Origin of the sequence: Actinomadura sp. NAK00032 (genome assembly GCF_013364275.1) — a bacterium.
Classification (GTDB): Bacteria; Actinomycetota; Actinomycetes; order Streptosporangiales; family Streptosporangiaceae; genus Spirillospora.
Genome location: NZ_CP054932.1, coordinates 4794562 through 4820232, shown reverse-complemented (window position 1 = coordinate 4820232; position 25671 = coordinate 4794562). Strand labels below are relative to the sequence as shown.

At 74.2% G+C, this 25671-nt stretch carries 23 protein-coding genes; 7 read left to right on the top strand and 16 right to left on the bottom strand.

All coding sequences use genetic code 11. The features are described 5' to 3' along the window. The first annotated feature begins 5 nt into the window (after window positions 1-5). Together HUT06_RS22455 and HUT06_RS22450 are read left to right on the top strand one after the other, a co-directional pair. Window positions 6-1394, top strand: a complete 1389-nt coding sequence (locus HUT06_RS22455) for an ABC transporter permease subunit (protein ID WP_176197530.1) — start codon at window positions 6-8, stop codon at window positions 1392-1394. After that, window positions 1391-2320: a carbohydrate ABC transporter permease gene (locus tag HUT06_RS22450; protein ID WP_176197529.1), complete on the top strand. Its 930-nt coding sequence runs from the start codon at window positions 1391-1393 to the stop codon at window positions 2318-2320. The genes HUT06_RS22455 and HUT06_RS22450 overlap by 4 nt, the downstream gene beginning before the upstream one ends. A gap of 88 nt (window positions 2321-2408) precedes the next feature. On the opposite strand, the gene HUT06_RS22445 is transcribed toward HUT06_RS22450, so the two are convergent. Next, window positions 2409-3647, bottom strand: coding sequence for an ABC transporter ATP-binding protein (locus HUT06_RS22445; protein WP_176197528.1), 1239 nt, complete (start codon window positions 3645-3647; stop codon window positions 2409-2411). 149 nt (window positions 3648-3796) lie between these two features. On the opposite strand from HUT06_RS22445, the gene HUT06_RS22440 reads away from it, so the two are divergent. Together HUT06_RS22440 and HUT06_RS22435 are read left to right on the top strand one after the other, a co-directional pair. Continuing rightward, complete coding sequence (locus HUT06_RS22440; RefSeq protein WP_176197527.1) at window positions 3797-4813, top strand: LacI family DNA-binding transcriptional regulator; 1017 nt, start codon at window positions 3797-3799, stop codon at window positions 4811-4813. 91 nt (window positions 4814-4904) lie between these two features. Beyond that, window positions 4905-5345 carry an Lrp/AsnC family transcriptional regulator gene (locus tag HUT06_RS22435; protein ID WP_176197526.1) on the top strand — a complete coding sequence of 147 codons (441 nt, stop codon included), beginning with the start codon at window positions 4905-4907 and terminating at the stop codon, window positions 5343-5345. Between the two features lie 12 nt (window positions 5346-5357). On the opposite strand, the gene HUT06_RS22430 is transcribed toward HUT06_RS22435, so the two are convergent. From HUT06_RS22430 to HUT06_RS22375, 12 genes are all read right to left on the bottom strand, one after another. Beyond that, window positions 5358-6263 (bottom strand): TIGR03619 family F420-dependent LLM class oxidoreductase, encoded by a 906-nt coding sequence (locus HUT06_RS22430; RefSeq protein WP_176197525.1) that lies wholly within the window; start codon window positions 6261-6263, stop codon window positions 5358-5360. Between the two features lie 32 nt (window positions 6264-6295). After that, window positions 6296-7285: a BadF/BadG/BcrA/BcrD ATPase family protein gene (locus HUT06_RS22425; protein ID WP_176201546.1), complete on the bottom strand. Its 990-nt coding sequence runs from the start codon at window positions 7283-7285 to the stop codon at window positions 6296-6298. Then, complete coding sequence (locus HUT06_RS22420) at window positions 7285-8556, bottom strand: 6-phospho-beta-glucosidase (protein WP_176197524.1); 1272 nt, start codon at window positions 8554-8556, stop codon at window positions 7285-7287. Before HUT06_RS22420 ends, HUT06_RS22425 begins: the two co-directional genes overlap by 1 nt. Continuing rightward, window positions 8553-9383 (bottom strand): carbohydrate ABC transporter permease, encoded by an 831-nt coding sequence (locus HUT06_RS22415; RefSeq protein WP_176197523.1) that lies wholly within the window; start codon window positions 9381-9383, stop codon window positions 8553-8555. Before HUT06_RS22415 ends, HUT06_RS22420 begins: the two co-directional genes overlap by 4 nt. Then, the gene (locus tag HUT06_RS22410; RefSeq protein WP_254715325.1) at window positions 9380-10357 is read right to left on the bottom strand and encodes a carbohydrate ABC transporter permease; all 978 of its coding nucleotides are present in this window, start codon (window positions 10355-10357) and stop codon (window positions 9380-9382) included. Before HUT06_RS22410 ends, HUT06_RS22415 begins: the two co-directional genes overlap by 4 nt. A gap of 3 nt (window positions 10358-10360) precedes the next feature. Next, window positions 10361-11677 (bottom strand): ABC transporter substrate-binding protein, encoded by a 1317-nt coding sequence (locus HUT06_RS22405; RefSeq protein WP_176197522.1) that lies wholly within the window; start codon window positions 11675-11677, stop codon window positions 10361-10363. A gap of 43 nt (window positions 11678-11720) precedes the next feature. Beyond that, window positions 11721-12962 carry an ROK family transcriptional regulator gene (locus HUT06_RS22400; protein WP_217711398.1) on the bottom strand — a complete coding sequence of 414 codons (1242 nt, stop codon included), beginning with the start codon at window positions 12960-12962 and terminating at the stop codon, window positions 11721-11723. A gap of 150 nt (window positions 12963-13112) precedes the next feature. Next, window positions 13113-13628, bottom strand: a complete 516-nt coding sequence (locus HUT06_RS22395) for an FHA domain-containing protein (RefSeq protein ID WP_368406985.1) — start codon at window positions 13626-13628, stop codon at window positions 13113-13115. 181 nt (window positions 13629-13809) lie between these two features. Beyond that, complete coding sequence (locus HUT06_RS22390; RefSeq protein ID WP_176197520.1) at window positions 13810-15021, bottom strand: acyl-CoA dehydrogenase family protein; 1212 nt, start codon at window positions 15019-15021, stop codon at window positions 13810-13812. 69 nt (window positions 15022-15090) lie between these two features. Then, window positions 15091-16197, bottom strand: coding sequence for a DUF3616 domain-containing protein (locus HUT06_RS22385; RefSeq protein ID WP_176197519.1), 1107 nt, complete (start codon window positions 16195-16197; stop codon window positions 15091-15093). Window positions 16198-16259: 62 nt separating this feature from the next. After that, a complete protein-coding gene (locus HUT06_RS22380; protein WP_176197518.1) occupies window positions 16260-17429 on the bottom strand; it encodes a cytochrome P450 in 1170 nt (389 codons plus the stop codon). A gap of 71 nt (window positions 17430-17500) precedes the next feature. Further along, window positions 17501-18889, bottom strand: a complete 1389-nt coding sequence (locus tag HUT06_RS22375; RefSeq protein WP_176197517.1) for a KamA family radical SAM protein — start codon at window positions 18887-18889, stop codon at window positions 17501-17503. Window positions 18890-19031: 142 nt separating this feature from the next. Here HUT06_RS22375 and HUT06_RS22370 point away from each other — a divergent pair, with 142 nt between their 5' ends. Both HUT06_RS22370 and HUT06_RS22365 read left to right on the top strand, forming a co-directional pair. Then, complete coding sequence (locus HUT06_RS22370) at window positions 19032-20120, top strand: zinc-binding dehydrogenase (RefSeq protein ID WP_176197516.1); 1089 nt, start codon at window positions 19032-19034, stop codon at window positions 20118-20120. A gap of 52 nt (window positions 20121-20172) precedes the next feature. Next, window positions 20173-21504 carry a DUF2252 domain-containing protein gene (locus HUT06_RS22365; RefSeq protein ID WP_176197515.1) on the top strand — a complete coding sequence of 444 codons (1332 nt, stop codon included), beginning with the start codon at window positions 20173-20175 and terminating at the stop codon, window positions 21502-21504. Window positions 21505-21550: 46 nt separating this feature from the next. Here HUT06_RS22365 and HUT06_RS22360 read toward each other — a convergent pair whose 3' ends face one another. Further along, window positions 21551-23143 carry a SpoIIE family protein phosphatase gene (locus HUT06_RS22360; RefSeq protein ID WP_176197514.1) on the bottom strand — a complete coding sequence of 531 codons (1593 nt, stop codon included), beginning with the start codon at window positions 23141-23143 and terminating at the stop codon, window positions 21551-21553. A 99-nt stretch (window positions 23144-23242) separates the two neighbouring features. On the opposite strand from HUT06_RS22360, the gene HUT06_RS22355 reads away from it, so the two are divergent. Beyond that, window positions 23243-24043 (top strand): SAM-dependent methyltransferase, encoded by an 801-nt coding sequence (locus HUT06_RS22355; protein ID WP_176197513.1) that lies wholly within the window; start codon window positions 23243-23245, stop codon window positions 24041-24043. Window positions 24044-24136: 93 nt separating this feature from the next. On the opposite strand, the gene HUT06_RS22350 is transcribed toward HUT06_RS22355, so the two are convergent. Both HUT06_RS22350 and HUT06_RS22345 read right to left on the bottom strand, forming a co-directional pair. Next, window positions 24137-24733: a hypothetical protein gene (locus HUT06_RS22350; protein ID WP_176197512.1), complete on the bottom strand. Its 597-nt coding sequence runs from the start codon at window positions 24731-24733 to the stop codon at window positions 24137-24139. A 1-nt stretch (window position 24734) separates the two neighbouring features. Beyond that, entirely contained in the window at window positions 24735-25499 is a 765-nt protein-coding gene (locus HUT06_RS22345) for a DUF4239 domain-containing protein (RefSeq protein ID WP_176197511.1), read from the bottom strand. Window positions 25500-25671: the final 172 nt, after the last annotated feature.

Below are 25671 nucleotides of genomic sequence, written 5' to 3'. Positions count from 1 at the left end.
CCTGGATGAAGGCTCGCAATGAGGAGGTGCCGCCGGCCGCGACGGCCGGCGGCGCCGCCGCCGTCGACGTACCGGCCGCCCGGCGGCCCGGCGCCCGCCGGGGACGCGAGCGGCTGACCCCGCCGTCCTGGCTCGCGCTGACGTTCCTGCTGCCGGCGCTGCTGCTGCTCGGCTTCCTGGTCGTCTACCCGATCGTCTACTCGGTGATCCGGAGTTTCTTCGACGCCTCGGGCGACGCGTTCGTCGGCGTCGACAACTACACCGGGGTCTTCCAGGGGCACAACAACCTCGTCGCGGTCCGCAACACCGCGATCTGGGTGGTGGTGGCCCCGACCATCGTCACCATCATCGGCCTGGTGTTCGCCGTCCTCACCGAGCGGATCCGGTGGGCGACGGTGTTCAAGCTCGTGGTGTTCATGCCGATGGCGATCTCCTTCCTCGCCTCCGGCGTGATCTTCCGGCTGGTGTACCAGATGGACCCCGACAAGGGCGTCGCGAACGCGGCGCTCGTCGCCATCCACGACACCTTCGCGCAGGGCACCACCTACCCGGGCGCCGGGCCGCGCAGCGGCGGCGACGCGCCGGTCCGCGCGGAGGGCGGCTCGGTCGTCACCGTGAACTCCTACCAGGCCGGGCAGAGCGCGCTCGTCCCGCTGCTGAAGATCAAGCAGGAGTACCTGCCGAAGGACGCGAAGCCGGCCGCGCGGCCCCCCGCCGCCAAGCCGGGGCAGCTGACCGGGACGGTCTGGTTCGACTTCACCCGCGGCGGCGGCGGGCAGCAGAACACCCCCAACGCGGGGGAGTCCGGCCTGCCCGGCATCAAGGTCGAGGCCGTGAAGGACGGCAAGGTGGTCGCCAAGGCCACCACGGAGGCCGACGGCACCTTCACGATGAAGGACGTCCCCGACGGGACGTACACGGTCCGGCTGCCCGAGGGCAACTTCACCGGCGCCTACCGCGGCGCCGAATGGCTCGGCAGCACCCTGATCACCCCCGCGATCATCGGGTCGTACCTGTGGGTGTGGTCCGGGTTCGCGATGGTGCTGATCGCCGCCGGGCTCGCCGCGATCCCCCGCGACGCGCTGGAGGCGGCCCGGGTGGACGGCGCCACCGAGTGGCAGGTGTTCCGGCGGGTGACGATCCCGCTGCTGGCGCCCGTCCTGATGGTGGTGCTGGTGACGCTGGTGATCAACGTCCTGAAGGTCTTCGACCTCGTCTTCATCATCGGCGGCGGTGATCCGAACGCCAACGTGCTGGCGCTGCAGATGTGGACGGTGTCGTTCGGCGGGGGCGGCGACCAGGGCGCCGGCAGCGCCATCGCCGTGCTGCTGTTCCTGCTGGTGCTGCCCGCCATGCTGTTCAACATCCGGCGACTGCGGCAGGAGCGCAAATGAGCACCGCGGTGGAACCCACGAAGGAGCAGGCGGAGGGCGGCGGCGCGGCGGGCGCGCCGCGCCGCGGCGTGGCCGCCCGGATCGTCGGCCGGGTCGGCGGCGGCGCCGCGCAGGCGCTGCTGGTGCTGATCGCGCTGTTCTGGCTCGTCCCGACGCTCGGGCTGCTGGTGGCGTCGCTGCGCTCCAACGAGGACAACAGCGCCGACGGCTGGTGGAACGCCTTCACCAAGCCGACGCAGCTGACGATGGAGTCCTACAGCGCGCTGCTGGACAAGGGCGACTTCGTCGACTCGTTCTGGAACACCGTGCTGATCACCGTCCCGGCGACGCTGCTGGTGGTGCTGATCGCCTCGCTGGCCGCCTACGCGTTCGCGTGGATGGAGTTCCCCGGGCGGGACTGGCTGTTCATCATCGTGGTGGCGCTGCTGGTGGTGCCGGTGCAGGTCGCGCTGATCCCGGTCGCCAAGCTGTACGGGGCGATCGAGTTCGGCGGGTTCCAGATGTTCGGGTCGGTCACCGGCGTGGTGCTGTTCCACGTCGCGTTCGGGCTGCCGTTCGCGATCTTCCTGCTCCGCAACTTCTTCGCCGCGATCCCCCGGGACCTGCTGGAGGCGGCGCGGATGGACGGCGGCTCGGAGTGGACGATCTTCCGTCGGGTGATCTTCCCGCTGGGCGGCCCGGCGATCGCCTCGCTCGGCATCTTCCAGTTCCTGTGGGTGTGGAACGACCTGCTGGTCGCGCTGGTGTTCGCCGACACCGAGTCGCAGCCGATGACCAAGTGGCTGCAGTCCCAGATGCGGCAGTTCACCGGCAACATCGACATCCTCGCGCCCGGCGCGTTCCTGTCGCTGATCGTCCCGCTGGCGGTGTTCTTCGCCTTCCAGCGGTACTTCGTGCAGGGCGTCCTCGCGGGCTCGGTGAAGTAGCCCCGGCGGCCCCCCGGCTCGCGGGGAGCACGACGACGCCCCCCGGCCCGCGCGGGCCGGGGGGCGTCGCCGGGTCCGGCGCCGGGTGTTACTTGCGCAGGTCCGCGGCGCCGTGCCGGGCCGCCGCGTCCGGGTGGCCGATCGCCAGGCCGCTGGAGGGGTCGAAGAAGTGCAGCCGGCGGGTGTCGACGGCGAGCTGCACGTCCTGCCCGGGCCGCACGTGCGAGCGGGAGTTGACGCGCGCGGTCCACAGCGCCTTGTTGTCGACCAGCGGGATCGCCATGTCGCCGTCGGCCTCGGCGTCCTCGGCCAGGTCGGCGGTGTCCTTGTGCTCGACCGGCGGGGCGTCGATGGTGAAGATGACGTTGATCTCGCTGCCCAGCTCCTCGGTGACGCTGCTGCGCACCGGCATCGGCGCCCACTCGGGGCTGGCGTGCGCGGCGTCCTCGAAGTCGGACGGGCGGATGCCGAGGATGACCTTGCGGCCCAGGTAGTCCTGCAGGCCGGGCTTGTCGTTCAGGACCGACGCGGGCACCGGCAGCTTGTACCCGGCGAAGGAGACGCTCGCGCCGCCGTCGCCGGTGCCGAGGTCGGCGAGGACGAAGTTCATCGCGGGCGACCCGATGAACCCGGCGACGAACAGGTTGACCGGGCTGTCGAACAGCCGCTGCGGGGTGTCGACCTGCTGCAGCACGCCCTCGCGCAGCACGCACACCCGCGTCCCGAGCGTCATGGCCTCGATCTGGTCGTGGGTGACGTACACGGTGGTGACGCCGAGCCGCTCGTGCAGCTGGCTGAGGGAGGCGCGCATGGACACGCGGAGCTTGGCGTCCAGGTTCGACAGCGGCTCGTCCATCAGGAACGCCTGCGGCTCCCGGACGATCGCGCGGCCCATCGCGACGCGCTGCCGCTGGCCGCCCGACAGCGCGGCGGGCTTGCGGGACAGGAACTGCTCCAGGCCGAGCATCTTGGCGGCGTCGCGGACCTTGGTCTTGATCTCCGCCTTGGGCGTGCCGCGCAGCTTGAGGCCGAACGCCAGGTTCTGCTCGACGGTCATGTGCGGGTAGAGCGCGTAGTTCTGGAAGACCATCGCGATGTCGCGGTCCTTCGGGGCGAGGTCGTTGACGACCTGGTCGCCGATGGAGATCTTCCCGCCGCTGATCTCCTCCAGCCCGGCGATCATCCGCAGCGCGGTGGACTTGCCGCAGCCGGACGGGCCGACCAGCACCATGAACTCGCCGTCCCGGATCTCCAGGTCGAGCCCGTCCACGGCCTTGACGCCGCCGCTGTACACCTTGTCGACCCGGTCCAGCACGATCTTGGCCATCGGATCCCCTTCATGGAAACGTTTCCATTACCCCCTGCCGAACAGGGGTTTCGCATCACTGGAAGGAGTAAACATCATGGAATCGTTTCCATGGGAGCGCGGCACCGGATAAGATCATCGAAAACCGGCGAATCGGGAGGTGGCGGGCGGTGCGGCAGGGTCCGGCGACGATCAAGGACGTGGCCGCGGCGGCGGGCGTCGGCATCGCCACCGTGTCGCGCGTGTTCTCCGGCGGCTCGGTGAGCGCGGCCACCCGCGAGCGGGTGCTGGCCGCCGCGGGCGAGCTGGACTACCGGCCGAGCGCCCTCGGCCGCGGCCTGAAGCTGCGCCGCAGCGGCGGCATCGGACTGATCGTCCCGGACGTCACCGACCCGTTCCGCGCCGAGCTGGTCGCCGGGGTGCTCTCGTGCGCCCGCAGCCTCGGCGAGCACGTCATCGTCGACGCCGCGCACGGCGACCCGTCCCGCGAGGCCGAGATCGTGGAGCGGCTCGTCGCGCAGCGGGTGGACGGGATCATCGCGGTCCCCGCCGGGACCGAGGCCGACTGGCGGGGCGCCGCCCGGGTGTGCTCCAGCGTCGTGTTCGCCGACCGGGTGCTGCCGGGCATGGCGGACGTCCCGGCCGTGCTCGCCGACGACGCGGGCGGCGTCCGGTCCCTCACCGAGTACCTCGCCGGGCTCGGGCACCGGCGCATCGGGTTCCTCGGCGGCGCCCCCGGCACGCCCGCCGGGGTGCGCGAGCGCGCGTTCCGCGACACCCTCGCCCAGCTCGGCGTCCCGGTGGAGGAGGACCTGGTCGTCGCCGCCCGCCCGGCCCGCGACGCCGCCTACGCCGCCGCGGCCGGGCTGCTGCAGCGCCGCGCCGACGTCACCGCGGTCCTGGCCGCCGGGCACCTGCTCGGCGAGGCGGCCGTGCTCGTCGCCCGCGAGCTGGACCTGCGGGTCCCCGCCGACGTGTCGATCGCGATGGTGGACGACGTGGCGTGGGCGGAGCTGTGCGACCCGCCGCTGACCGCCGTCGCCCGCTCCGGCCACGACATCGGCTACCGCGCCTGCGAGCTGCTGCTGCGCGAGCCCGCCCGGCGGGGCAGGGGCGGCCCGGTGCTGCTGCCGACCGAGCTGGTGGTGCGCGGCAGCTGCGGCCCGCTGCGGCCCGCCCGCCGCTGACCGGCCGCCTCCCGCCGGAAATCGGCCGATGACGGCCGATCCGTGATCTATGGGGACGCGCGGACGGCCTCCGGCGCGCTAGATTTCCCGGGTGGAGGAGATCGATCGTCAGATCATGGCGCTGCTCGCCGACGACGGGCGGATGAGCTTCACCGACCTGGCCAAGGAGACGGGGCTGTCGGTGTCGGCCGTGCACCAGCGGGTGCGGCGGCTGCAGAAGCGCGGCGTCATCCGGGGGTTCGCGGCGCAGCTGGACAGCGGGCAGATCGGCCTGCCGCTGACGGCGTTCGTGTCGATCAAGCCGATCGACCCGGCCGCGCCCGACGACGCCCCCGACCGGCTGGCGCACCTCCAGGCGATCGAGGCGTGCCACTCGGTGGCCGGGGACGAGAGCTACATCCTCAAGGTGCGGGTCGCCTCCCCCAACGAGCTGGAGGACCTGCTCCAGAAGATCCGCGCCGCCGCGAACGTCGCGACCCGGACCACCGTGGTGCTCAGCACCCCGTGGGAGGCGCGCCGCCCGCCCCTCTAGCCGCCGCGCCCCTCAGCCGCGCGGCGCGAAGACCTCCAGGGCCTCCAGGGCGCGGTCGAGGGAGGCGCCCGGGTCGGCGTCCGGGCCGGTCACCTCGGGGTCGAAGTTCAGGTCGACGAACGCCTCGGTGACGCCCTGCGCGGCCAGCGCCTCCAGGTCGGCGGCGATCTCCTCGTAGGAGCCGGTGAGGGGCCGCCGGCCCGCCCGCCCGGCCGGGCGCAGCCGCACCGCGCCCCGGCACACGAACCGCAGCGCGCCGGCGTCCCGCCCGGCCTCCTCGGCGGCCTCCCGGACGGTGCCGATGGAGCGGCCGATCACGGCGAGGTCGGCGCGGCTGGAGCTGACCCAGCCGTCGGACAGCCGCCCGGCGCGCCGCAGCGCCGGCTCGGCGGCGCCGCCCAGCAGCACCGGCAGCGGCGACTGCACGGGCGGCGGCTCCATCACGACCGGCGGGACGTCGTGGAACTCGCCGCGGAACTCGGTCGGGGCGCCGCTCCACAGCCCGCGCAGCACGGCGAGGTACTCCTCCGCGCGGGCGCCGCGCCGCTCCATGGGCGCGCCCGCCGCGGCGAACTCCTCGGGCATCCAGCCGAGCCCGAGGCCGAGGTCGAGGCGCCCGCCGCTGACGCGGTCGAGGGTGGCGGCCTGCTTGGCGAGGACCGGCGGCGCGTAGAACGGCAGGTTGGCGACCGCCACGCCGAGCCGCGCCCGGGCGGTGTGCCCGGCGAGGTAGGCGAGCGTGACGAACGGGTCCGGGACGCCCCGGTAGGTCCGGTCGGGCGACCCGGCGGGGTTGAGGACGCGCTGCAGCGTCCACAGCGAGCGGTAGCCGAGCTCCTCGGCCCGCTGCGCCACCGTCACCTGGTTGCCGGGCGTGGCCCACGCCCCCGAACCCGGCACGGCGAATCCGATCTGCATGCCTCTGCCCTCCCCGGCCGAACCTTACAACGTCAAGGCCGGCGGCGGCGGAACGTGGCCCGGAGCGTGTCGTGGGCGGCCGGCGGCGCGCCGACGTGGTCGAGGGCGAGCAGCGCCGCGCCGAGCAGCGGGGGGTCTTCGGGGACCAGGAGCCGGGCGCGGGGGGCGAGGTCGGCGTAGCGGGCGGCGACGGCGTCCATCAGCGGCGGGCGGCGGGCGGCCAGGACGCCCCCGCCGAGCACCACGTCGGCGGGGGTGTCCAGCAGCCCGAGGCGCCGCAGCGCCACCGAGCCGAGGACGGCGACCTCCTCGGCGAGCCGCGCCGCGACCCGCCCGGCGACCGCGTCCCCGGCCTCGGCGGCGTCCAGCAGGACGGGCGCGAGGCCGGTGAGCCGGCCCTGGGCGATCTCCCCGAGGTGGATGCCGAGGCCGACGTCGAGGGCGCGGTCCACGCCGAAGTGCGCGGCGACCGCCGCGGTCAGCGCCGTCGCGGGGCCGCGGCCGTCCTCGCCGCGGATGGCGTGCCACAGCGCGGCCCGGCCGAGCGCGGCGCCGCCGCCCCAGTCGCCGGTGTGGTCGCCGAGGGAGGGGAACCGGGCGGTGCGGCCGTCCGGCGCGACGCCCGCGCAGTTGATCCCGGCGCCGCACACCACGGCGACGCCCCACCCCTCGGTGGCGGCCGTGCGCAGCAGCGCGAAGGTGTCGTTGCCGACCGTGACGCCCGGTGCGGCGCCGCGGGCCAGCAGCAGCTTCTCCAGCCGCTCCTCCTCGTCCGGCAGGTCGACGTTGGCCATGTAGGCGGCGAGGTGCGCGACGTCGCCGGGCCCGGCGCCCGCGTCGCGCAGCGCGGCGGCGACCACCGCGTCCAGCGCGTCCAGCGCGGCGTCGAGCCCGCCCGCCTGCGGGTGGAAGCCGCCGCCGCGCGCGGTGGCGAGCAGTTCCCCGCCGGTGCTCAGCACCGCCGCGTCGGTCTTGCTGTTGCCGCCGTCCACGGCGACGAGCACGCCCGGGGCTGCGGCCATCACGCGGCCCACGGCAGGTGCGCGCGGTTGGCGGCGACCAGGTCGCGGGCGAGCCGCTCGGCCGGCTCGCGCTGCCCGACGAGGGGGTGCGCGAGCAGCGCGGCGGCGACCCGGTCGACGCCGCCGCGCAGCGCCGCGTCCAGGGCCAGCTCCTCGTAGCCGGACACGTGCGCGATCAGCCCCGCGAACAGCGGCTCGACGGCCGGGACGGGCAGCGGCACCGCGCCGGACGCGGTGATCCGCGCCGGCGCCTCGATGACGGCGCGGTCGTCCAGGAACGGCAGCGTCCCGTGGTTGCGGACGTTCACGACCTGCACGTCGCCGCGGCCGGCCAGCAGCGACACCGCGAGCCGCACCGCCGCCTCGGAGTAGAACGCGCCGCCGCGCTCGGCGAGCCGGGCGGGCTTGGTGTCCAGGGCGGGGTCGGCGTACTGGGCGAGCAGGTCCCGCTCGAGCGCCGCGACGTCCTCGGCCCGCGACCGCGCGCCGCGCTGCTCCTCCACCACGCGGTCGTGGTCGTAGAAGTAGCGCAGGTAGTAGGACGGGACGGCGCCGAGCCCGCGCAGGAACGGCGCGGGCAGCCCGGAGATCGCGGCGAGCTCGCCGGGGAACCGGTCCAGCAGCTCCGGCAGCACCTCCTTGCCGTCGCGCCGCACCGACCGCACCCAGGTGAGGTGGTTGAGCCCGGCGTGCCCGAGGCCGATCCGGCCGGGCTCGACGCCGAGCAGCGCCGCCGCGCGCCGCTGGAACCCGATCGCGACGTTGCACAGCCCGACGGCGCGGTGCCCGGCGTCCAGCAGCGCGCGGGTGACGATGCCGACCGGGTTGGTGAAGTCGATGATCCACGCGTCGGGGGCGCGGGCGGCGACGCGCGCGGCGATGTCCAGCACGACCGGGACGGTGCGCAGCGCCTTGGCCAGGCCGCCGGCGCCGGTCGTCTCCTGCCCGACGCAGCCGCACGCCAGCGGCAGTGTCTCGTCGACGTGCCGGGCGGCCTGCCCGCCGACCCGCAGCTGCAGCAGCACGACCGCCGCGTCCGCCACCGCCGCGTCGAGGTCGCCCGCGGTGGCGACCTCCGCGGCGACGACCCGCGCGGGATGCCCGGCGCGGGCCAGCATCCGCCGGGTGAGGCCGCCGACGAGCTCCAGCCGCCGCGCGTCGGGATCGGCGAGCACCAGCTCCGACACCGGCAGCGCGGCCCGCGCCGCCGCGATCCCCTCGACCAGTTCGGGGGTGTAGGTGGACCCGCCCCCGATGACCGTCAGCTTCAACCCTTCACTCCCGTCAACGTCACACCCTGGATGAACACCCGCTGGGCGAGCATGAACACCACGAGCACCGGCAGGATCGTCAGCAGCGTCGCCGCCATGGTGAGGTTCCACTCCACGTGGTGGGCGGCGCGGAACGTGGCGACGCCGATCGCGAGCGTCCAGTGGTCGGGGTCGGCGTACACCAGCGGCCGGAAGTAGTCGTTCCAGCAGTAGAAGAACTGGAACAGCGCGACCGCGGCCAGCGCCGGCTTCGCCATCGGCAGCACGACCCGCAGCATCGTGCGCAGCTCCCCGCAGCCGTCCACGCGGGCGGCGTCGGCGTACTCGCGGGGGATCGTCACGAGGAACTGGCGCAGCAGGAAGATCGAGAACGCGTCCCCGAACAGCTGCGGGATGATCAGCGGCCACAGCGTGCCGGTGAGGCCGAGCCGCGCCCACACGATGTACAGCGGCACCATGGTGACCTGCGGCGGCAGCATCATCGCCGCGATCACCACGACGAACGCGGCGTTGCGGCCCCGGAACCGGAACCGCGCCAGCGCGTACGCCACCGGGACGCTGGACACCAGCATGAACACCGTCGACAGGGCCGCGTACACGGTGCTGTTGACCGTCCAGCGGACCATGTCGCCGCTGAACACGTCGGCGAAGTTCGCGAGGTGCCAGCCGTCCGGCCACAGGTCGCCGCTGAGCGCCTGCCGGTCCGACATCACCGCGGTCAGCAGCATGAACGCCGGCGGCGCCAGGAACATCACGGCGAGGGCGACGGCGACGGCGTGCACCGCGACCCACTGCAGGGCGCGGCGCGCCCGGCCTCCGCGGGTCATCGGGCCTCCTCCCCGCTGAACGCGCGGAACCGGCGCAGCAGGACGAGCGTGAACAGCATCGCGGTGGCGAACATGACCAGCGCGAGCACGCACGCGTAGCCCATGTTGAACTGCCGGAACCCCTGGTCGTAGAGCCACTGCGGGAACGTCAGCGTGGACCCGTCGGGGTAGCCGGGCGCGTACTGGGTGCCGGGCAGGTCGGCGCGCCCGGAGGCGACCTTGCCCGCCACCATCGGCTGGGTGAAGTACTGGAGCGCCTCGATGACGCCGGTGACGGCGGAGAACGCCAGCACGGGGGAGATGGACGGCAGCGTGATGTGCCGGAACCGCGACCAGGCGCCGGCGCCGTCGATGGCGGCGGCCTCGTACAGCGAGGCGGGCACGTTCAGCAGCGCCGCCAGCATGATGATCATCACGTCGCCGACCGCCCACAGGGCGAGCAGGGTGAGGCCGGGCTTGGCCCAGGCGGCGTCGTTGAAGAAGTCCGGCAGCGTGAACCCGAGCCGCTCGGCGAGGGCCGGGAACGGGCCGGTGCCGGGGTTGAGCAGGAACACGAACGCGACCGTGGCCGACACCGGCGGGATCAGGTACGGCAGGTACAGGACGGCGCGCAGCAGGTTCCCGCCGCGCCTGATCCGGGTGAGGAGCTGGGCGACGCCGAGCCCGAACAGCACCCGGAGGGGGACGAGCACGGCCACCAGCCACAGCGTGTTCCGCATCGCCGTCCACGCCTCGCGGTCGTGCAGCAGGTAGGCGTAGTTGTCCAGGCCGGTGAACTCCAGGCTGAACAGGTCGTAGCGGGTGAAGGAGAAGTAGACGGTGGCGGCGAGCGGGTAGGCGAAGAACAGCCCGAACCCGGCCAGCCAGGGGGACAGGAACGCCAGGACGCGCAGGCGCCGGCGGCGGCGCGCCCGCGCCGCCGCCGTCCCGGTCCGCGCCCCCGGGAGCGGGAGGCGCAGCGAGCCGGGGGCCACCGGTCAGCCTCCGGCGAGCTTGAGGGAGCCGTCGACCTCGCCGTCGAGCCGCTTCAGCGCGGCGGGCAGGTCGCCGACCTTGCCGGGCTCCCATTCGTCCTGGACGAACTTCTGGAACCGCACGATGTAGTCGTTGCCGTTGGGCGTCGGCGGCGCGGTGGTGCTGTTGGGGTTCTTGAACACGTCGAGGAACGTGCGGAACTGCGGCGGCAGCTTCAGCTGCGGCGACGACAGCGCCGGGATCGTGGACGGCACGTTGCCGAGCGCGTTGGCGAACGTGACCAGCGCTCCGGTGTCGGTGCTGAGGTAGCGGACGAACTCCCAGGCGGCCTGCGCGTGCTCGGCGCCGCGCGGGATGCCGACGACGGTGCCGGTGAGGAACCCGCCGCCGTAGGCGGCGGCGCGGTCGTCGGAGACGGGTGCGGGCGCGGTGCCGTAGTCGAGGCCCGGAGCCTCCTCCTGGATGAACTTGGTGCGCCACTCGCCGTCGACGGCCATCGCGACCTTCCCCTTCTGGAAGGGGTTGGACGACTCGAACTCCTGGCCCATCGAGCGCAGGAACTTCTTGACGTTGTCGTAGCCGTACCAGTCGATGAGGCTCTTGTTCCACTTCAGGTACGCGGTGACGGCGGGGTCGGCGGCGAAGTTCGCCGTGCCGCCGGGCGTCAGCCACGTCACGCCGAACTGGGGCGCGAGGTGCTGGGTCTGGTGCTCGTAGTACTGGACGGACGGCATGAACCCGGCGACCTCGATGGTGCCGTCGGGGGCGCGGACGGTGAGCTTCTTGGCCAGCGCGGTCAGCTCGCCCATCGTCTTGGGCGGCTGCTCGCCCTTCATCAGCTTCTTGTTGTAGTAGAGCCCGTAGGCGTCGGCCAGCAGCGGCATCGCGCACCGGACGCCCTTGTACTGGGTGTACTGCTGCACGGCCTTGGGGAACTGGTTCAGGTCCAGCTCGGACTTGGCGATGTAGGGGGCGAGGTTCTGCCAGGCGCCGCTCTGGCACCACTGGCCGACGCTGTCGGTGGTGAACGACGACACCACGTCGGGCGGGTTGCCGCCGCGGATGGCGTTGGTGATGCGCTCGTCGGTCTGGCCCTTGACGAGTTTGACGGTGATGTTGGGGTGGGCCTTGTTGAACCCGGCGACGGCGTCCTCGAAGGCCTTGACCTCGTGCGGGGCGCTCCAGCCGTGCCAGACCTCGATGGTCTGCTTCGCGTCGGCCTCGGGGCCGCCGGAGGAGTCGCCGCCGGCGGTGCAGCCGGCGGCGAGGAACACGGTGGCGAAGGCTGCGGTGAGGCGGCGTGGGAGGGTGGTGGGCACTGCGGTCCTCCTTGGGGGTGGGGGAGGGCGTGCGGTACGGGGGTCAGGGGACGGTGGTGGAGAAGACCTCGTCGCGGGTCTCCGTGAGTGCCTGCTGGAGCGCCCCGGCCAGGACGGGATTGCCCTCGACGGTGCTGAGCCGCACCCGGGGACGCGGCATCGTCAGGCTGTGCAGGTGCTGTTCGACGCGCGCGCGGAGCGGTTCCCCTCCGGCGCGCAGGACGTCGCCGGTGAGGACGACGAGTGCGGGGTCGATGACGGCCACGACGGTGGCGAGGGTGGCGCCGAGCCGGGTCGCCAGTTCGGTGAGGGCGCGTTCCGCGCGCGCGCCCGCGTCGCTGGCGGTGCGCTTGCCGGTGGCGGGGCCGGACTCGACGTCGGCGGCGGCGCGTCCGAGCGCGGTGGTTGCGTCGCGCCCCCGGAAGCCGTGCTCGCGCATCAGCTTCAGCACGGCGCTGCCGCCGGTGAGGCTGTGCACGCCGCCGGTGTGGGTGCGGCGGACGCCGCGCATCAGCGGGGCGCCCACGGCGGGCATGTAGCCGATCTCGCCGGCGCCGCCGGTCGCGCCGCGGTGCAGCGCGCCGTTCAGCACGACGGCCATGCCGACGCCGTCGGCGACCCACAGCAGCACGAAGTCGCGGGCGCCGCCGGCCCGCGGCGCCGCCTGCCCGCGGGCCTGCTCGGCCAGCGCGGCGAGGTTGACGTCGTTCTCGATGGCGACGGGCACGCCGAGGCCGTGGCCGAGGACGGCGACCAGGTCGGGGATGTGCCAGCCGGGGATGTGCGCGGCGTAGCCGAGCCGCCCGGTGGCGGGGTCGACGGCGCCCTGGATGCCGATGACGGCGCGGGCGAGCGCCGTGCGGGCCAGCCCGGCCGCGGCGGCGGCGCCGTCGAGCGCCTCGGCGGTGCGGGCGACGGCGTCCACGCCGGTGCGCGCGGGGGTGGCGAGGGTGTGCTCGCCGACGACGGTCCCGGCCAGGTCGGCGACGCTGGCCCGGATCCGCGCCGGGGTGACGTCGACGCCGGCGACGTGCGCGGCGGCGCCGTTGATCCGGTACAGCTCGGCGGTGCGGCCGGGCAGGCCCTCCCGGATCCCGTCCCGGACGACGAGGCCGGCCGCCTCCAGCCGGGCGAGCAGCTGCGAGGAGGTCGGCTTGGACAGCCCGGTGAGGTCGGAGATCTGCGGCCGGGTCAGCGGTCCCCGGGCGAGCAGCGCCTCCAGCGCGGCGCGGTCGTTGATGGCCCGCAGCAGGCTGGGGGTCCCCGGGACGGACGGGCTGGGCACGGCGGCTCCTCCGAGTTAAGAAGGTTTCCTAACTTGGAGGAGAAAGTAAGGACTTTTGACGAAGACGTCAAGACCCCGGCCGGTCCCGGACGGCCGGCGGCGGGGAGCGGCGGCTCGGGAGTGGGGGCGGGGGCGTCGGGGAGCGGCGCGTCAGGGCGCGGTGGCGACGAAGCTGGCGTTGCCGAAGCCGACCTCGTCGCCGGGCCGCAGCCGGACCGGGCCGGTCAGCCGCCAGCCGTTCACCCGGGTGCCGTTCATCGACCCGAGGTCGGAGATCATCCAGCCGTCCCCGGCCCGGTAGATCTCGGCGTGGAACCGGGAGACGGTGAGGTCGGTGAGGATGAACTGGCAGGCGGGGGCGCGGCCGACGACGATCCGCTTCAGCTCCGCGGGCGGCAGCATGAAGCGCGGCAGCCGCGGCGCCCGCCAGGCCGCCTCGATCCGCGCGGTCACCTGCGACACCGACGACACCAGGCCGGTCAGCCGGTCGAGGACGCGGTTCTGCGGGGGGAGGTCGTGCACGATGTCGGCCAGCTCGGCCTGGCTGCGCGCCCGCAGCACCTGGTCGACGCGGCGCTCGAACGTCTCGTCCGACATCCGGCCCTCGGCCACACGGTCGCTCAGGACGCGCAGGGCCCGGTCCCGCTGCGTGTCGGACGCTCTCACCGGGAATGAGCCCTGACCGTCCATGGCTGTGAGTATCCAGTCCCCATCGTCGGCTGTCCAGAAAGGGCCACCGGCCCTGGGGGGCGGGCGATCGCCCTCGCCCGCCCCCCACCTGTCCGATGCCGGCGCCGCCGCGGAAGTTCGCGGCGGGAGCCGTCTTTCCGGTGCCGGACGCGCGGGGTCAGCGCGACAGCAGGTCGCGGGCGATGTGCGTCACCTGGATCTCGTCGGTGCCCGCGTAGATCTGGAACGACTTGGCGTCGCGGGCGAGCTGCTCGACGCGGTACTCGCTCATGTAGCCGTTGCCGCCGAACAGCTGCACCGCCTCCTGCGCGACCTCGCTGGCGGCCTGCGCCGCGTACAGCTTCATCGCGGACGCCTCGGCGAGCGTCATCGGCCGCCCGGCCCGCTGCATCTCGATGTGCCGGAACACCAGGTTCTGGACGTTGAGCCGCGCGACCTCCATCTTGGCCAGCTTCAGCTGGATGAGCTGGAAGTCGCCGATGCGCTGGCCCCACAGCTCGCGGGTCTTGGCGTACTCGACCGACAGCTTCAGGCACTCCTCGATGACGCCGAGGGCCATCGCGGCGACGCCGGCGCGCTCGGTGACGAAGTTCTGCTTGGCCGACTCCTTGCCGCCCTGCGAGCCGGAGGTCAGCAGGCGGTCGGCGCCGGCGCGGACGTCGTTGAGGAACAGCTCGCCGGTGGGGGAGGAGTGCAGGCCCATCTTGCGCAGCGGCCTGCTCTGCTCCAGGCCCTCCATGCCCCGGTCGAGGACGAACGTCAGGATCTCCCGGTCGCGGGGGTCCCGCCCGTCGTCGAGTTTGCAGTAGAAGACGATCGTGTCGGCGTAGGGGCCGTTGGTGATGAACGTCTTACCGCCGTTGATGACGTACTCGTCGCCGTCCTTCCTGGCGGTGGCCTGCATGCCGCCGAAGGCGTCCGAGCCGGAGTTGGGCTCGGTGATGGCCCAGGCGCCGACCTTCTCCATGGTGAGCAGCGGCAGCGCCCAGCGCTCCTTCTGCTCGGGGGTGCCGCGCTTCATGATCGTCCCGGCGGCGAGGCCGAGCCCGACGCCCATCGCCGACACCAGGCCGGGCGCGACCTTGCACAGCTCGATGACCGGGATCATGGTCATCGCGGCGCCGCCGCCGCCCGGGCGCTCCTCGTCCCCGGACTCCCGCGCCGCGCCCTCGCGCTCCTTGGCGATGCGGGCGTGGAAGGACGAGCGCGCCATCTCGTCCATGCCGAACGTCTTGTACAGCCCCCTCAGCAGGTCGTAGGGCGGCATCTCGCCCGACTCCAGCGCGTCCAGGTTGGGCCGGACCTCGGCGTCGATCCAGCCGCGCACGGCGTCCCGGATCATCAGGTCTTCCTCGGACCACTCGATCATGCTCTCGTCCTGCCCCTTCGAACTCCTGCCGGTTGCAGGGCCATCCAAGCAGATGAGGCAAGCGAGCGCTTATTCGGGTAGCGCGACCACGTCGGCGAGCACGCCGCCGCCGGCGGTGAGCCGCGCGGGGGAGGGGCTGTCGTAGACGACCAGGACGCGGGTGCCCGGCTCGTCCAGCACGGCGATGCCCTCGGCGTGGTCGTCGCCGTCGCCGTAGGGCAGGTCGCCCAGCGTCTCCAGCTCCCCGGCCGGGACGATCCCGGCGGCGTCCGCGCGGGCCGCGCCGCGCCAGCGCACGACCCGCACCGGGCCGTCGAGGTCCATGCTCGGCCCGGTGAGGACGAGCAGGTCGTCGCCGTGCGGGCACAGGTCCCGGATGCCGAGGCCGCCGAGGTCGAGGAAGTGCGTCCGGTACAGGTCGCCGCCGTCCCCGTCCCCGTCGTCCCCGTCGTCCCCGCCGTCGCCGCCGAGGGGGAGCGGGCGCAGCCTGCGCGGGTCGCGGGGGTCGGTGCCAGGGCGGATCTCCACCAGCACCGCCCAGCCGCGCAGCACCGGGCCGCGCAGCCCGATGTAGAGCCGGTCGCCGTGCGCGGCGATGCCCTCGATGTCGATGCCGTTGTCCTTGCTCGGGATGCCGAGGAACGGCGCGAGGTGGGGGTCGTCCTCCAGCAGGTCGGTGAGGGAGTCCTTGTCCAGGCCGAGCACGGCGGCGGTGCGGCCGCCGTCCTCGCGGACGACGGCGGGCAGCCCGTCCTCGCCGGTGACCAGGGGGAGGCGCGCCAGGATGAAGCGGTTGTCCTCGCGGACGACGGTGGCCAGCCGCTTGCGGGCCTTCGCCGCGCTCTGCCCCGGCTTGACCTTCTTGCGCTTGAGGCTGTGCGACCCGATCGCCCACAGCCAGCCGTTGGCCCGCGCGAGGCCCTCGATGTCGGCCTCCTCGTCGGGGCCGGCGGGCAGCGGGACGAGGTCGGCGAGCGCGACCGTGGCCTGCCCGTCGTAGCCGGTGACGCGGCCGTCGCCGTCCAGCACGGCGGTGAGCCGCTCGATGGTGGCGGTCTCGTCGCCCGCCACCCACAGGCAGCGGCCGTCCTGCCGCACGGCCGACAGGTTGGTGTGCGTCCCGGCTTCCCGGCTTTCCGCTCCGAAGCGGAGTTCGACCCGGCGTTCCACGATCATGGGCGACATATTTCCATATCCGGAGTGCCCGTATGCCGGGGAAACGGGGCCTGAACTGGCCTTCAGCGGTCCCAGCGGACGTCGAGGCGCGGCGGCTTGCGGAACACCAGCCCCTGCGCGCGGGCCGGGCGGCCGGGGTCCAGGCGCAGCCCGGGCAGCCGGCCGAGCAGCGCGCCGAGCGCCGTCCGGGTCTCCAGCCGGGCCAGGTGGGCGCCGAAGCAGAAGTGCGGGCCGTGCGCGAACGCCAGGTGCTCGGCGGCGTTGGCGCGCCGCACCTCGAAGCGGTCGGGGTCGGGGAAGACCGCCGGGTCGCGGTTGGCGGCGGTGATCGACACCCGCACCAGCTCGCCCGCGCGGATCGCCGTGCCGCCGAGCTCGGTGTCGCGGACGGCGTACCGGTCGACGACGGCCGCGGCGGGCTCCAGCCGCAGCGACTCCTCGATCGCCGCCGGGAGCAGGCCCGGGTCGTCGCGGACGAGCCGGAGCTGGCCGGGGTGCTCGAGCAGGTGCAGCACCGCGTTGGCGATCATGCCCTCGGTGGTGTCGATGCCGCCGAACATCAGGATCGCCGCGTTCGCCACGACCTCGGCGGTGGCCAGCCCGGCCTCGTCGCGGGCGGCCTCGGCCAGCAGCGACCCGGGGCGGGACGCGGTGATCGCCTCCTCGACGGCCGCGGTGAGCAGCCGGTACGCCTCGGCCGCGGCCATCGGGGCGGTGCCGCCCGCGGTGATGGCCGACACCGCGTCCACGAACGCCCCGTACCAGGACCGGACGGTCGCCGCGTCCACGCCCTCCAGGCCGAGCGCCTCGGTGACGACCGCGACGGCCAGCGGCCCGGCGAGCGCGCCGCGCAGCTCGGCCCGCCCGCCGGGTGCGAGGCCGTCGACCAGCCGGGCCGCCTCGGCCTCCACGAACGCGGTGAACCGCTCGCGGGTCCGCGCCGGGCGGAACGGCCGCGCGAACGGGTCGCGGTGCCGGGTGTGGGCGGGGCCGTCCAGCGACAGCATGCTGGGCCCGACGACCTGGGCGGTGGAGAAGCGCGGGTCGTCCACGGTGAAGGTCGCGGGGTCGCGCAACACCCGCAGGGCCAGCTCGCGGGAGGTCACCAGCCGGCCGCCCAGGGCGGGGACGAGGGCGACGGGGTCGCGCTCGCGCAGCCGCGCGAGGTGCGGGTGCGGGTCGTCCGCCAGGTCGGCGGCGGTCAGCGCGGCGGCGGCGGGCTCGGTCGTCATCCGTCCGAGGATACGGCCCGGCATTCATGATCTACAACGTAAAGGCGCCGGGCCGGTCACGCGGCACCCGGTCACGCGGCGCTGGAACGTTCCCGCCACCATGCCCGGCCCGCCTCCGGCAGCGTGTGGATCGGGTCGTGGTACTCGTAGCGGCGCTCCAGCGCGTCCGGGTCGGACAGCTCCAGGCCGGTGCGGTAGTTCTTCGTCCAGTAGGAGACGCCGCGCTCGCGGTCGTAGTCGGCGAGCTGGTGCACCCACCGCTTGCCGACGTAGGGGACGTCGCAGACGATGCGCGGGGTGGCGAAGCCGGGCAGGTAGCCCATGATCGCGTGCTGCAGCTCCTGCGCCTCCCAGACGGCGAGCCGCCAGTGCTCGCTGTTGGGGATCATGTCGCACATGTACAGGTAGTACGGCATGATCCCGGCCTCGTCGAGCAGCGCGAACGACAGGTCGAGCAGCGCCTCCGGCGTGTCGTTGACGCCGCGCAGCAGCACCCCCTGGTTGCGGACGTCGCGGATGCCGGTGTCGAGCATCGCGCGGGCCGCCCGGGCGACCAGCGGCGTCACCGACTGGGCGGCGTTGACGTGGGTGTGGATCGCGATCTGCGCGCCGCGCTCGTGCGCGGTGGCGGCCAGGCGCTCCATGCCGGCGCGGACGTCGTCCTGCAGCCAGTGCTGCGGCAGGCCCATGAGCGCCTTGCTGGCCAGCCGGATGTCGCGGATGCTGTCGATCTCCAGCAGGGACGCGACGAACGACTCCAGCCGCGGCCAGGGCAGGTTGGCGACGTCGCCGCCGGACACGACCACGTCGCGGACGCCGGGGGTGCGGCGCAGGTAGTCGAGCATCGCGCCGAGCCGGTCCGGCGGCTTGATCGTGAACTTGTGCTTGTCGACGTTCGGCGTGGAGTTGCCGACCAGGTCCATCCGGGTGCAGTGGCCGCAGTACTGCGGGCAGGTCGGCAGGAGTTCGGCCAGCACCTTGGTGGGGTAGCGGTGGGTGAGGCCCTCGACCGCCCACATCTCGGCCTCGTGCAGCGAGTCGCGGGTCGCCAGCGGGTGCGACGGCCAGTCGGTGCGCCGGTCGCTGAGCACCGGGAGCATGTAGCGCCGCACGGGGTCGGCGTAGAAGGCGTCGGTGGAGGAGGAGTCCATCGTGTTGAGCATCTGCGGCGGCAGCAGCATCGACATCGTGGCGCGCTCGGCGTGGTCGCGCTCCAGGTCGGCGTAGAAGGACTCGTCCAGCCGGTCGCCCATGACCTGCCGGAGCTGCCGCGCGTTCTTCACGCAGTGGGCGCGCTGCCACTGCGCCGACTCCCACTCGGCCTCGGTGACGTCCCGCCAGCCGGGCAGGCGCCGCCAGTCGGGCTCCTCCAGGGGCCGGCGCCGGTAGGCGTACGGCTGGCGTGCGGTGCCGTCGGACGTGCGGGCGCCGGCCGCGTCCGGGTGCAGGGCAGTGGTCATCGTCGACCGCCTCCTAGCCTCACATTGATCGCGCAAAACTCTTGTATGGGCCCGACGTTACGGGAAGACTTTCGTTGAAACTAGTGGTGCCCTGAACATCTTGCGCTACACCGGGCGTTTTCGGGAGAGAGGCGGGACGGCGATGACCGACGGCGGGACGGCCCTCACGGGCACGGGCACGGGCGGGGGCGGTGCCGCGGGCGGGGGCACGGCGGTGGGGCTGCACCGGGTGCTGGAGCCCGCGGGCGTGCTGCCGCAGGCGGCGCACCGCCTCGACACCGACCCGCGGATCCGGCCCGACGAGGTCCGCATCGGCGTCGAGCGGCTCAACCTGGACGCCGCGTCCTACCGGCAGCTGCACACCGCGCACGGCGGCGACCCCGGCGCGATCCGCGCCGAGGTGCTGCGGATCATCGGCGAGCGCGGCAAGATGCACAACCCCGTCACCGGGTCGGGCGGCATGCTCGTCGGCGTGGTCGAGGAGGCCGGGCCGGAGTCGCCGCTCGGCCTGGAGCCCGGCGACCGCGTCGCCACCCTCGTCTCCCTCACCCTCACCCCCCTGGCCGTCACCGACGGCCTCGCCGGCTGGGACGGGCTGTCGGAGCAGGTGCCCGCCCGCGGCCACGCGATCCTGTTCGCCCGCTCCATCGCCGCCGTCCTGCCCGGCGACCTGCCGGTCCCGCTGGCGCTCGCCGTCATGGACGTCTGCGGCGCCCCCGCCCTCACCGCCCGGGTCGTCGCCGCCCGCAGCGCCCCGGCGGTCGCGGTGCTCGGCGCCGCCGGCAAGTCCGGCTGCCTGGCGCTGGCCGCCGCGCGCCGCGCCGGCGCGTCCCGCGTGATCGGGCTCGTGCCCACCGCCGAGGAGGAGGACCGCCTCACCGCGGCCGGCCTCGCCGACACCGTCGTGCGCGCCGACGCCCGCGACCCCGTCGCCGTCGCCGCCGCCGTCGGCGAGCCGGTCGACGTCACCGTCGTGTGCGTGGACGTCCCCGGCTGCGAGCACGGCGCGATCCTCGCCACCGCGCCCGGCGGCACCATCGTGTTCTTCTCCATGGCGACCTCGTTCCCCGCCGCCGCGCTCGGCGCCGAGGGCCTCGCCGCCGACGTCACGATGCTCATCGGGAACGGGTACGTCCCCGGGCACGCCGAGACCGCCCTCGACCTGGTCCGGACGGAACCGGCGGTGCGCGCGCTGTTCACCTCCCGGACGGGTCCGGATTCGGCACAATGACCGGGAACGCCCCGGCAGCGGCGGGGGTCACCCGATCATCGAGGGAGAGAGAATGGCGAGCATCACCGAGGAGCTGCGCGGGCGCGACCCCAAGGAGCGCCGGGCGCAGATCGTCGACGTCCTGGTCGACGCGTTCTCGGACCTGATGGAGCGCAGCCCCGCCGAGTTCCGCCGCCGCTTCCGCAAGATGGCCTCCGACCCGTTCGCGTTCTACCGGGGCAGCGCCTGCCTGTTCTACGCCGACATCGCCGGCGACGACGACCCGTGGGCCGACGAGCGCACCTCCCGCGTATGGATCCAGGGCGACCTGCACGCGCAGAACTTCGGCACCTACATGAACGACGACGGCGTGTTCGTGTTCGACGTCAACGACTACGACGAGGCCTACGTCGGGCACTTCACCTGGGACGTCAAGCGGCTCGTCGCGAGCCTGGCGCTGCTGGCCTGGCAGAAGGCGATCTCCGACGCCGACATCCGCCGGCTCATCGAGGCCTACGTGCGCGCCTACGTCGACCAGGTCCGGCACTTCGCCGCGCACGAGGGCGACGAGAAGTTCGCGCTGACCCTCGACACCACCGACGGGTACGTCCGGGACGTGCTCGTCGCCGCGATGGGCGGCACCCGGATCGGGCTGCTGGCGGAGATGACGGTCGTGGACGGCGCCGACCGCCGCTTCCGGGACCGGCCCGGCGTCCGCCGCCTCGGCGACGCCGAGCGCGCCGAGGTCGAGGCCGCCTACCGGGAGTACCTGGCGACGATCCCCGCCGAGAAGCGGTTCGGCAGCCTCACCTACCAGGTCAAGGACATCGTCGGCGCGTCCGGGTTCGGCATCGGCTCGGCCGGGCTGTCGGCCTACAACATCCTGGTCGAGGGCAACACCCAGGCGCTGGAGAACGACGTCGTCCTGTCGATGAAGCAGGGCAACGTCGCCGCGCCGAGCCGCGTCGTCCACGACGAGCGCATCCGCGCCTACTTCCAGCACCACGGGCACCGCACCGCCGTGTCGCGCCGCGCGCTGCAGGCCAACAGCGACCCGTGGCTCGGCCACACGCAGATCGGCGGCGTCGGCTACGTCGTGCAGGAGCTGTCCCCCTACGAGGAGGACCTCGACTGGGGCGGCCTCACCGAGCCCGAGGACATGCTCTCGGTGCTGGACGACCTCGGCCGCGCCACCGCCAAGGTGCACTGCGTGTCCGACACCGACTCCGACCACACCCTCGTCGGGTTCCAGGTCGAGGACGCCATCAACGCCGTGATCGGCCCGGACGAGTCGGCGTTCGTCGAGGCGATGGTGGCGTTCGGCACCCGGTACGCCGAGATCGTCCGCGACGACCACACCTACTTCGTCGACGCCTTCCGCAACCACGAGATCCCCGGCCTGTAGGACCGGGCGGGCCCGGCGCCGGGTGCTCGGGGTCAGGTGCTCGGGGTCAGGGCGCCGGGCGGATCAGGAGCAGCGCGATGTCGTCGTGGCCCTGCTGGTCGGACAGCAGGGCCAGGACACCGTCGGCGGTGTCCTCCAGCGACTGCGACTGGGAGGCGACCAGCGCCGACGCGAGCCGGGCGATGCCCTCGTCCACGTTGCGCATGCGGCTCTCCACCAGCCCGTCGGTGTAGAACGCCAGGGTGGCCCCCGCCGGGATCTCCGCCGCCAGCTGCTCGTAGGCGGGCGGGTGGTCGCAGTCGGACACGCCGAGCGGCAGCCCGTGCGGGAACGCGAACCGCCGCGCCGTCCCGTCGGGCAGCGCCAGCAGCGGGGGCGGATGCCCCGCGCACGCCACCTCGCAGCGCAGCGTCGCCGGGTCGCACACCATGCACAGGCACGTCGCGAACTGGGCGGCGTCCAGGCCCTGGGCGATGGAGTCGAGCCGCTCCAGCACCTCGGCGGGCGGGAACTCGCAGCTGGCCAGGGTGTGCGCGGCGACCCGCAGCTGCCCCATCGCGGCGGCGGCGGTGACACCGTGCCCGACCGAGTCGCCGATGACGACCGCGACCTTGTCGCCGGGCAGCGGGACCACGTCGTACCAGTCGCCGCCGACGCCGCTGCGCGCCGGCCGGTAGCGGTGCGCGATCTCCAGGCCGGGCGGGACGGTGATCCCGGCGGGCAGCAGCCCGGCCTTCAGCGCGGTCGCGGTGCGGTGCTCGCGCCGGTACTGGCAGGCGTTGTCGACGCAGGTCGCGGCGCGCCCGGCGAGCTCGGCGGCCAGCGCGGTGTCGGCGGCGGCGAACGGCAGCCGGCCGCGCTTGCGGCTGAACACCGCGAACCCCAGCGCCCTGCCCCGCGCCACCAGCGGCACCGCCAGCAGCGACACGTGGTCCAGCAGCCCGTCGATGACGCGGCCGGTGTGCAGCGCCATGGTGTCCTGGATGGCGTCGCCGCCGAACTCGACCATGGCGCCGGCGGTCAGGCAGCGGGCGTAGGGGGTGGACGGCGGGTAGACGATGACCTCGTTGACGGGGAACTCGCGGGCCCACTCGCTCGGGTCGTCCTCGGCGAACGCGACCGCGAGGCGCCGCACGACCGCCGAGCCGTCGGCCTCCGCGGCGGGCTGGTCGTCGTCGGCGAGGAGCCGCTCCAGCACGTAGATGGCGCCGGCGTCGGCGAACCGGGGGACGGTCACGGCGACGATCTCGCGGGCGGTGCGGTGCAGGTCGAGGGTGGAGCCGATGCGGCGGCCCGCCTCGTTGAGCAGTTCCAGCCCGTCGGCCCAGGGCGGCGACACCGTCAGCACGGCGGCGGTGCCGCCGTCCGCGCACGCGATCGGGGCGCAGGTGACCGAGACGCCGTCGCCCGACAGCGGCAGCACCCCGGACCAGGGGCGGCCGGAGGCGGCCATCTTCAGCGCGGCGGCGAGCGGCTCGGCGGCACCGGGCCGGCCGAGCAGGCCGGGCAGCGCGGCGCCGACCGCCTCACCTGCGCCGCGGGCGAACAGGCGGGCGGCGCCCTCGCTCCACCCGGTGACCCTGCCGTCGGGGGCGAGCAGGACGGTCACCGGCTCCGGTCGTGCGGGCTGTTCGGACATCGGTCCTCGCTGTCCCGGTTACGGGCGCTCGGCGGAGCGGCTCGGGTTACGCTGAGTCCGCCCCGCGACGGCACCCCTCGGTCATTAGGGAGACGATGCATGGACTCCGAGTGGATCCCACCCGAGGTCGACAGTCGAAGACCAAGCGTCGCACGGGTCTATGACTTTCTGCTGGGCGGAGCGCACAATTTCGCGTCGGATCGTGACCTTGCGACGGGGCTGCTGCGGGTGGAGCCGCAGGCCCGGGAGCTGGCGCGGGCGAACCGGGCGTTCCTGCGGCGCGCGGTCCGCTCTTTGGCGGCGTCGGGTGTGGCGCAGTTCGTCGACATCGGGTCGGGCATCCCCACGCAGGGCAACGTGCACGAGGTCGCGCAGAGCGTGAACCCGGACGCGCGGGTGGTGTACGTCGACAACGACGACGTCGCCGTCGCGCACAGCCGGTCGATCCTGGCGGGCAACGACCAGACCGCGATCCTGCAGGCCGACATGCGGCGCCCGGCCGACATCCTCGCCGACCCGGAGCTGAAGCGGCTGGTCGACCTGTCCGAGCCGGTGGCGTTCCTGCTGGTGGCGGCCCTGCACCTGGTCAAGCCCGAGGAGGACCCGGGCGCGATCGTCGCGGCGTTCCGCGACGCCGCGGCCCCCGGCAGCCACCTGGTGGTCTCCCACCTCACCCATGAGGCGCAGCCGGGCAAGACGGCCGCGATCGGCAAGCTCTACGACCGGGCCAGCTCCCCGGCGGTCGCCCGGTCGCACGCGGAGATCCTGCGGTTCTTCGACGGCTGGGAGCTGCTCGACCCGGGCCTGGTGTACGTGCCGCTGTGGCGCCCGGACGAGGGCGAGACCGTCGACGACCCGGAGCGGTTCCTGGTCTACGGCGGAGTCGGCCGCCTCTCCTGACGCCCCGCGCCGCCCGCCCCCCCGGCGCCCCGCCCGTCGCGCCCGTTCGCGGGCGGCTCGGCGGGCGGCTCGGCGGGCGGCTCGGCGGGCGGCTCAGCGGGCGAAGGCGATCGCGGTGCCGGCGCTGATCACGACCGCGAGGACGACCAGGACGAGCGAGGTGTCGAGGGGGTCGCGGCGGCGCGGCGGCGCCTTCGCCGCGCGCGGTGCCGTGTGCGCCGGTTCCGGGGACGCCTTCTCGGGCTTTGGCGCGGGCGGCGGCGGGGCCGGGCGCGTGCGCGGCGCCGGCGGGGCCTGCGCGGCGACCGGCCGGGGCGGCGGCGCCGCCGGATGCGGCGCCGGCGCGGGGGAGTGGCCGGCCGGCGGTGCGGGTTCGGCGGGCGGCGCGGGCACCTCGGGCGGCGGCGGGGGCTCTTGCGGCGGGGGCGGCGGTTCCTCCGGCGGGGCGGGCGGTTCCTGCGGCGGCGGGGGAGCCGGGGTCTCGGGCGGGGGCGGCGGCGGGGGCGTGTGCGGCTCGCAGGGCGAGCCGCCCTGGCCGGCGCCGGGGCCGATCTGGATGTCGATGCACACGCTGATGACCGGGTGCGGGGTCGGGTCGGCGAGCGCGGCGGCGGGGAAGGCGAGCGCGCCCGCGACCGCGGCGGGCAGCACGGCCGGCAGCGCGGCGGGCCGGAACGGCAGCGGGCGCATCTCAGCCGCCCGCCCCGACGCGCTGCAGCTCGGCCTGCAGGTGGGTGAACGCCTCCGGGCCGACGGCGAGGGCGCCGCCGAAGACATGGGAGATGTCGACGGTCAGGTAGGCCCCGGCGGCCAGCAGCGCCGCCATGATCGACAGCGGCACGAGCGTCGCGCCGCGCGGGCGGGCGCCCGACAGGAACGGCAGCAGCAGGACCGCGACGCCGGTCAGCAGCGTCATCGCGAGCAGCCCGGTGGGCGGGGTGGTGCGGGCGTCGGCGGCGCGCTGGTTGCGGGCGCCGGAGATCTCGCTGAGGTGGTCGAGCACGGCGTTGCGGGCGTCCTTGAGCTCGTCGGAGTCGGCCTTGACGGCGATGACGTAGCGGCGCAGGTCGTCCAGGTCGCGCTGGCCGTCGGAGCTGAGGCGGCCGTGCTCCATCAGCCGCCACTCGGGGCCGCGGACCAGGCCGACGTACCGGCTCAGCTCCGCCTGGACGTGCCGCGCGTCGGACGCGGGCAGCCGGTTCGCGGCCCAGTAGGCCTCGGAGATCGCCTGGCTCTCGGTGTAGGTGTTGGAGCGCGCCGCGTCGGCGGTCGTCCACGGCACCACGATGGCGATGGCGAACGCCAGCAGGAACAGCGCCGAGAGCATCGCGCCGGCGTGCGCGGTGGTGGGGCCGTCGGGGTCGGGGTCGTCCACGCCCTTCAGGCGGCGGACGAGCCGGCTCGCCACGAGCACCACGCCGATCGCGCAGGCCGCGGCCGCACAGTAAAGGATCATGCCACCTCCGCGTTGAGGGCGTTATCACTGAGGGTGAGTTTAATTTCACGTACGGTCGTTACCGGTGGGTTCGGCGCTGACCGTCACCTGAAGGTGACATGACCGCCCGGACAGGGAAGGTGATCGGCACGGGCGCGGCCAGGTCGGACGAATGTGCCGCGACTTCTTGTGA

Coding starts and splice junctions, on each gene's coding strand:
- HUT06_RS22425 (WP_176201546.1), bottom strand. CDS start 7,285: ATGGCCGCAGCCCCGGGCGTGCTCGTCGCCGTGGACGGCGGCAACAGC.
- HUT06_RS22455 (WP_176197530.1), top strand. CDS start 6: ATGAAGGCTCGCAATGAGGAGGTGCCGCCGGCCGCGACGGCCGGCGGC.
- HUT06_RS22445 (WP_176197528.1), bottom strand. CDS start 3,647: ATGGCCAAGATCGTGCTGGACCGGGTCGACAAGGTGTACAGCGGCGGC.
- HUT06_RS22345 (WP_176197511.1), bottom strand. CDS start 25,499: ATGATCCTTTACTGTGCGGCCGCGGCCTGCGCGATCGGCGTGGTGCTC.
- HUT06_RS22450 (WP_176197529.1), top strand. CDS start 1,391: ATGAGCACCGCGGTGGAACCCACGAAGGAGCAGGCGGAGGGCGGCGGC.
- HUT06_RS22385 (WP_176197519.1), bottom strand. CDS start 16,197: ATGATCGTGGAACGCCGGGTCGAACTCCGCTTCGGAGCGGAAAGCCGG.
- HUT06_RS22355 (WP_176197513.1), top strand. CDS start 23,243: ATGGACTCCGAGTGGATCCCACCCGAGGTCGACAGTCGAAGACCAAGC.
- HUT06_RS22365 (WP_176197515.1), top strand. CDS start 20,173: ATGGCGAGCATCACCGAGGAGCTGCGCGGGCGCGACCCCAAGGAGCGC.
- HUT06_RS22370 (WP_176197516.1), top strand. CDS start 19,032: ATGACCGACGGCGGGACGGCCCTCACGGGCACGGGCACGGGCGGGGGC.
- HUT06_RS22415 (WP_176197523.1), bottom strand. CDS start 9,383: ATGACCCGCGGAGGCCGGGCGCGCCGCGCCCTGCAGTGGGTCGCGGTG.
- HUT06_RS22360 (WP_176197514.1), bottom strand. CDS start 23,143: ATGTCCGAACAGCCCGCACGACCGGAGCCGGTGACCGTCCTGCTCGCC.
- HUT06_RS22380 (WP_176197518.1), bottom strand. CDS start 17,429: ATGACGACCGAGCCCGCCGCCGCCGCGCTGACCGCCGCCGACCTGGCG.
- HUT06_RS22375 (WP_176197517.1), bottom strand. CDS start 18,889: ATGACCACTGCCCTGCACCCGGACGCGGCCGGCGCCCGCACGTCCGAC.
- HUT06_RS22390 (WP_176197520.1), bottom strand. CDS start 15,021: ATGATCGAGTGGTCCGAGGAAGACCTGATGATCCGGGACGCCGTGCGC.
- HUT06_RS22430 (WP_176197525.1), bottom strand. CDS start 6,263: ATGCAGATCGGATTCGCCGTGCCGGGTTCGGGGGCGTGGGCCACGCCC.
- HUT06_RS22350 (WP_176197512.1), bottom strand. CDS start 24,733: ATGCGCCCGCTGCCGTTCCGGCCCGCCGCGCTGCCGGCCGTGCTGCCC.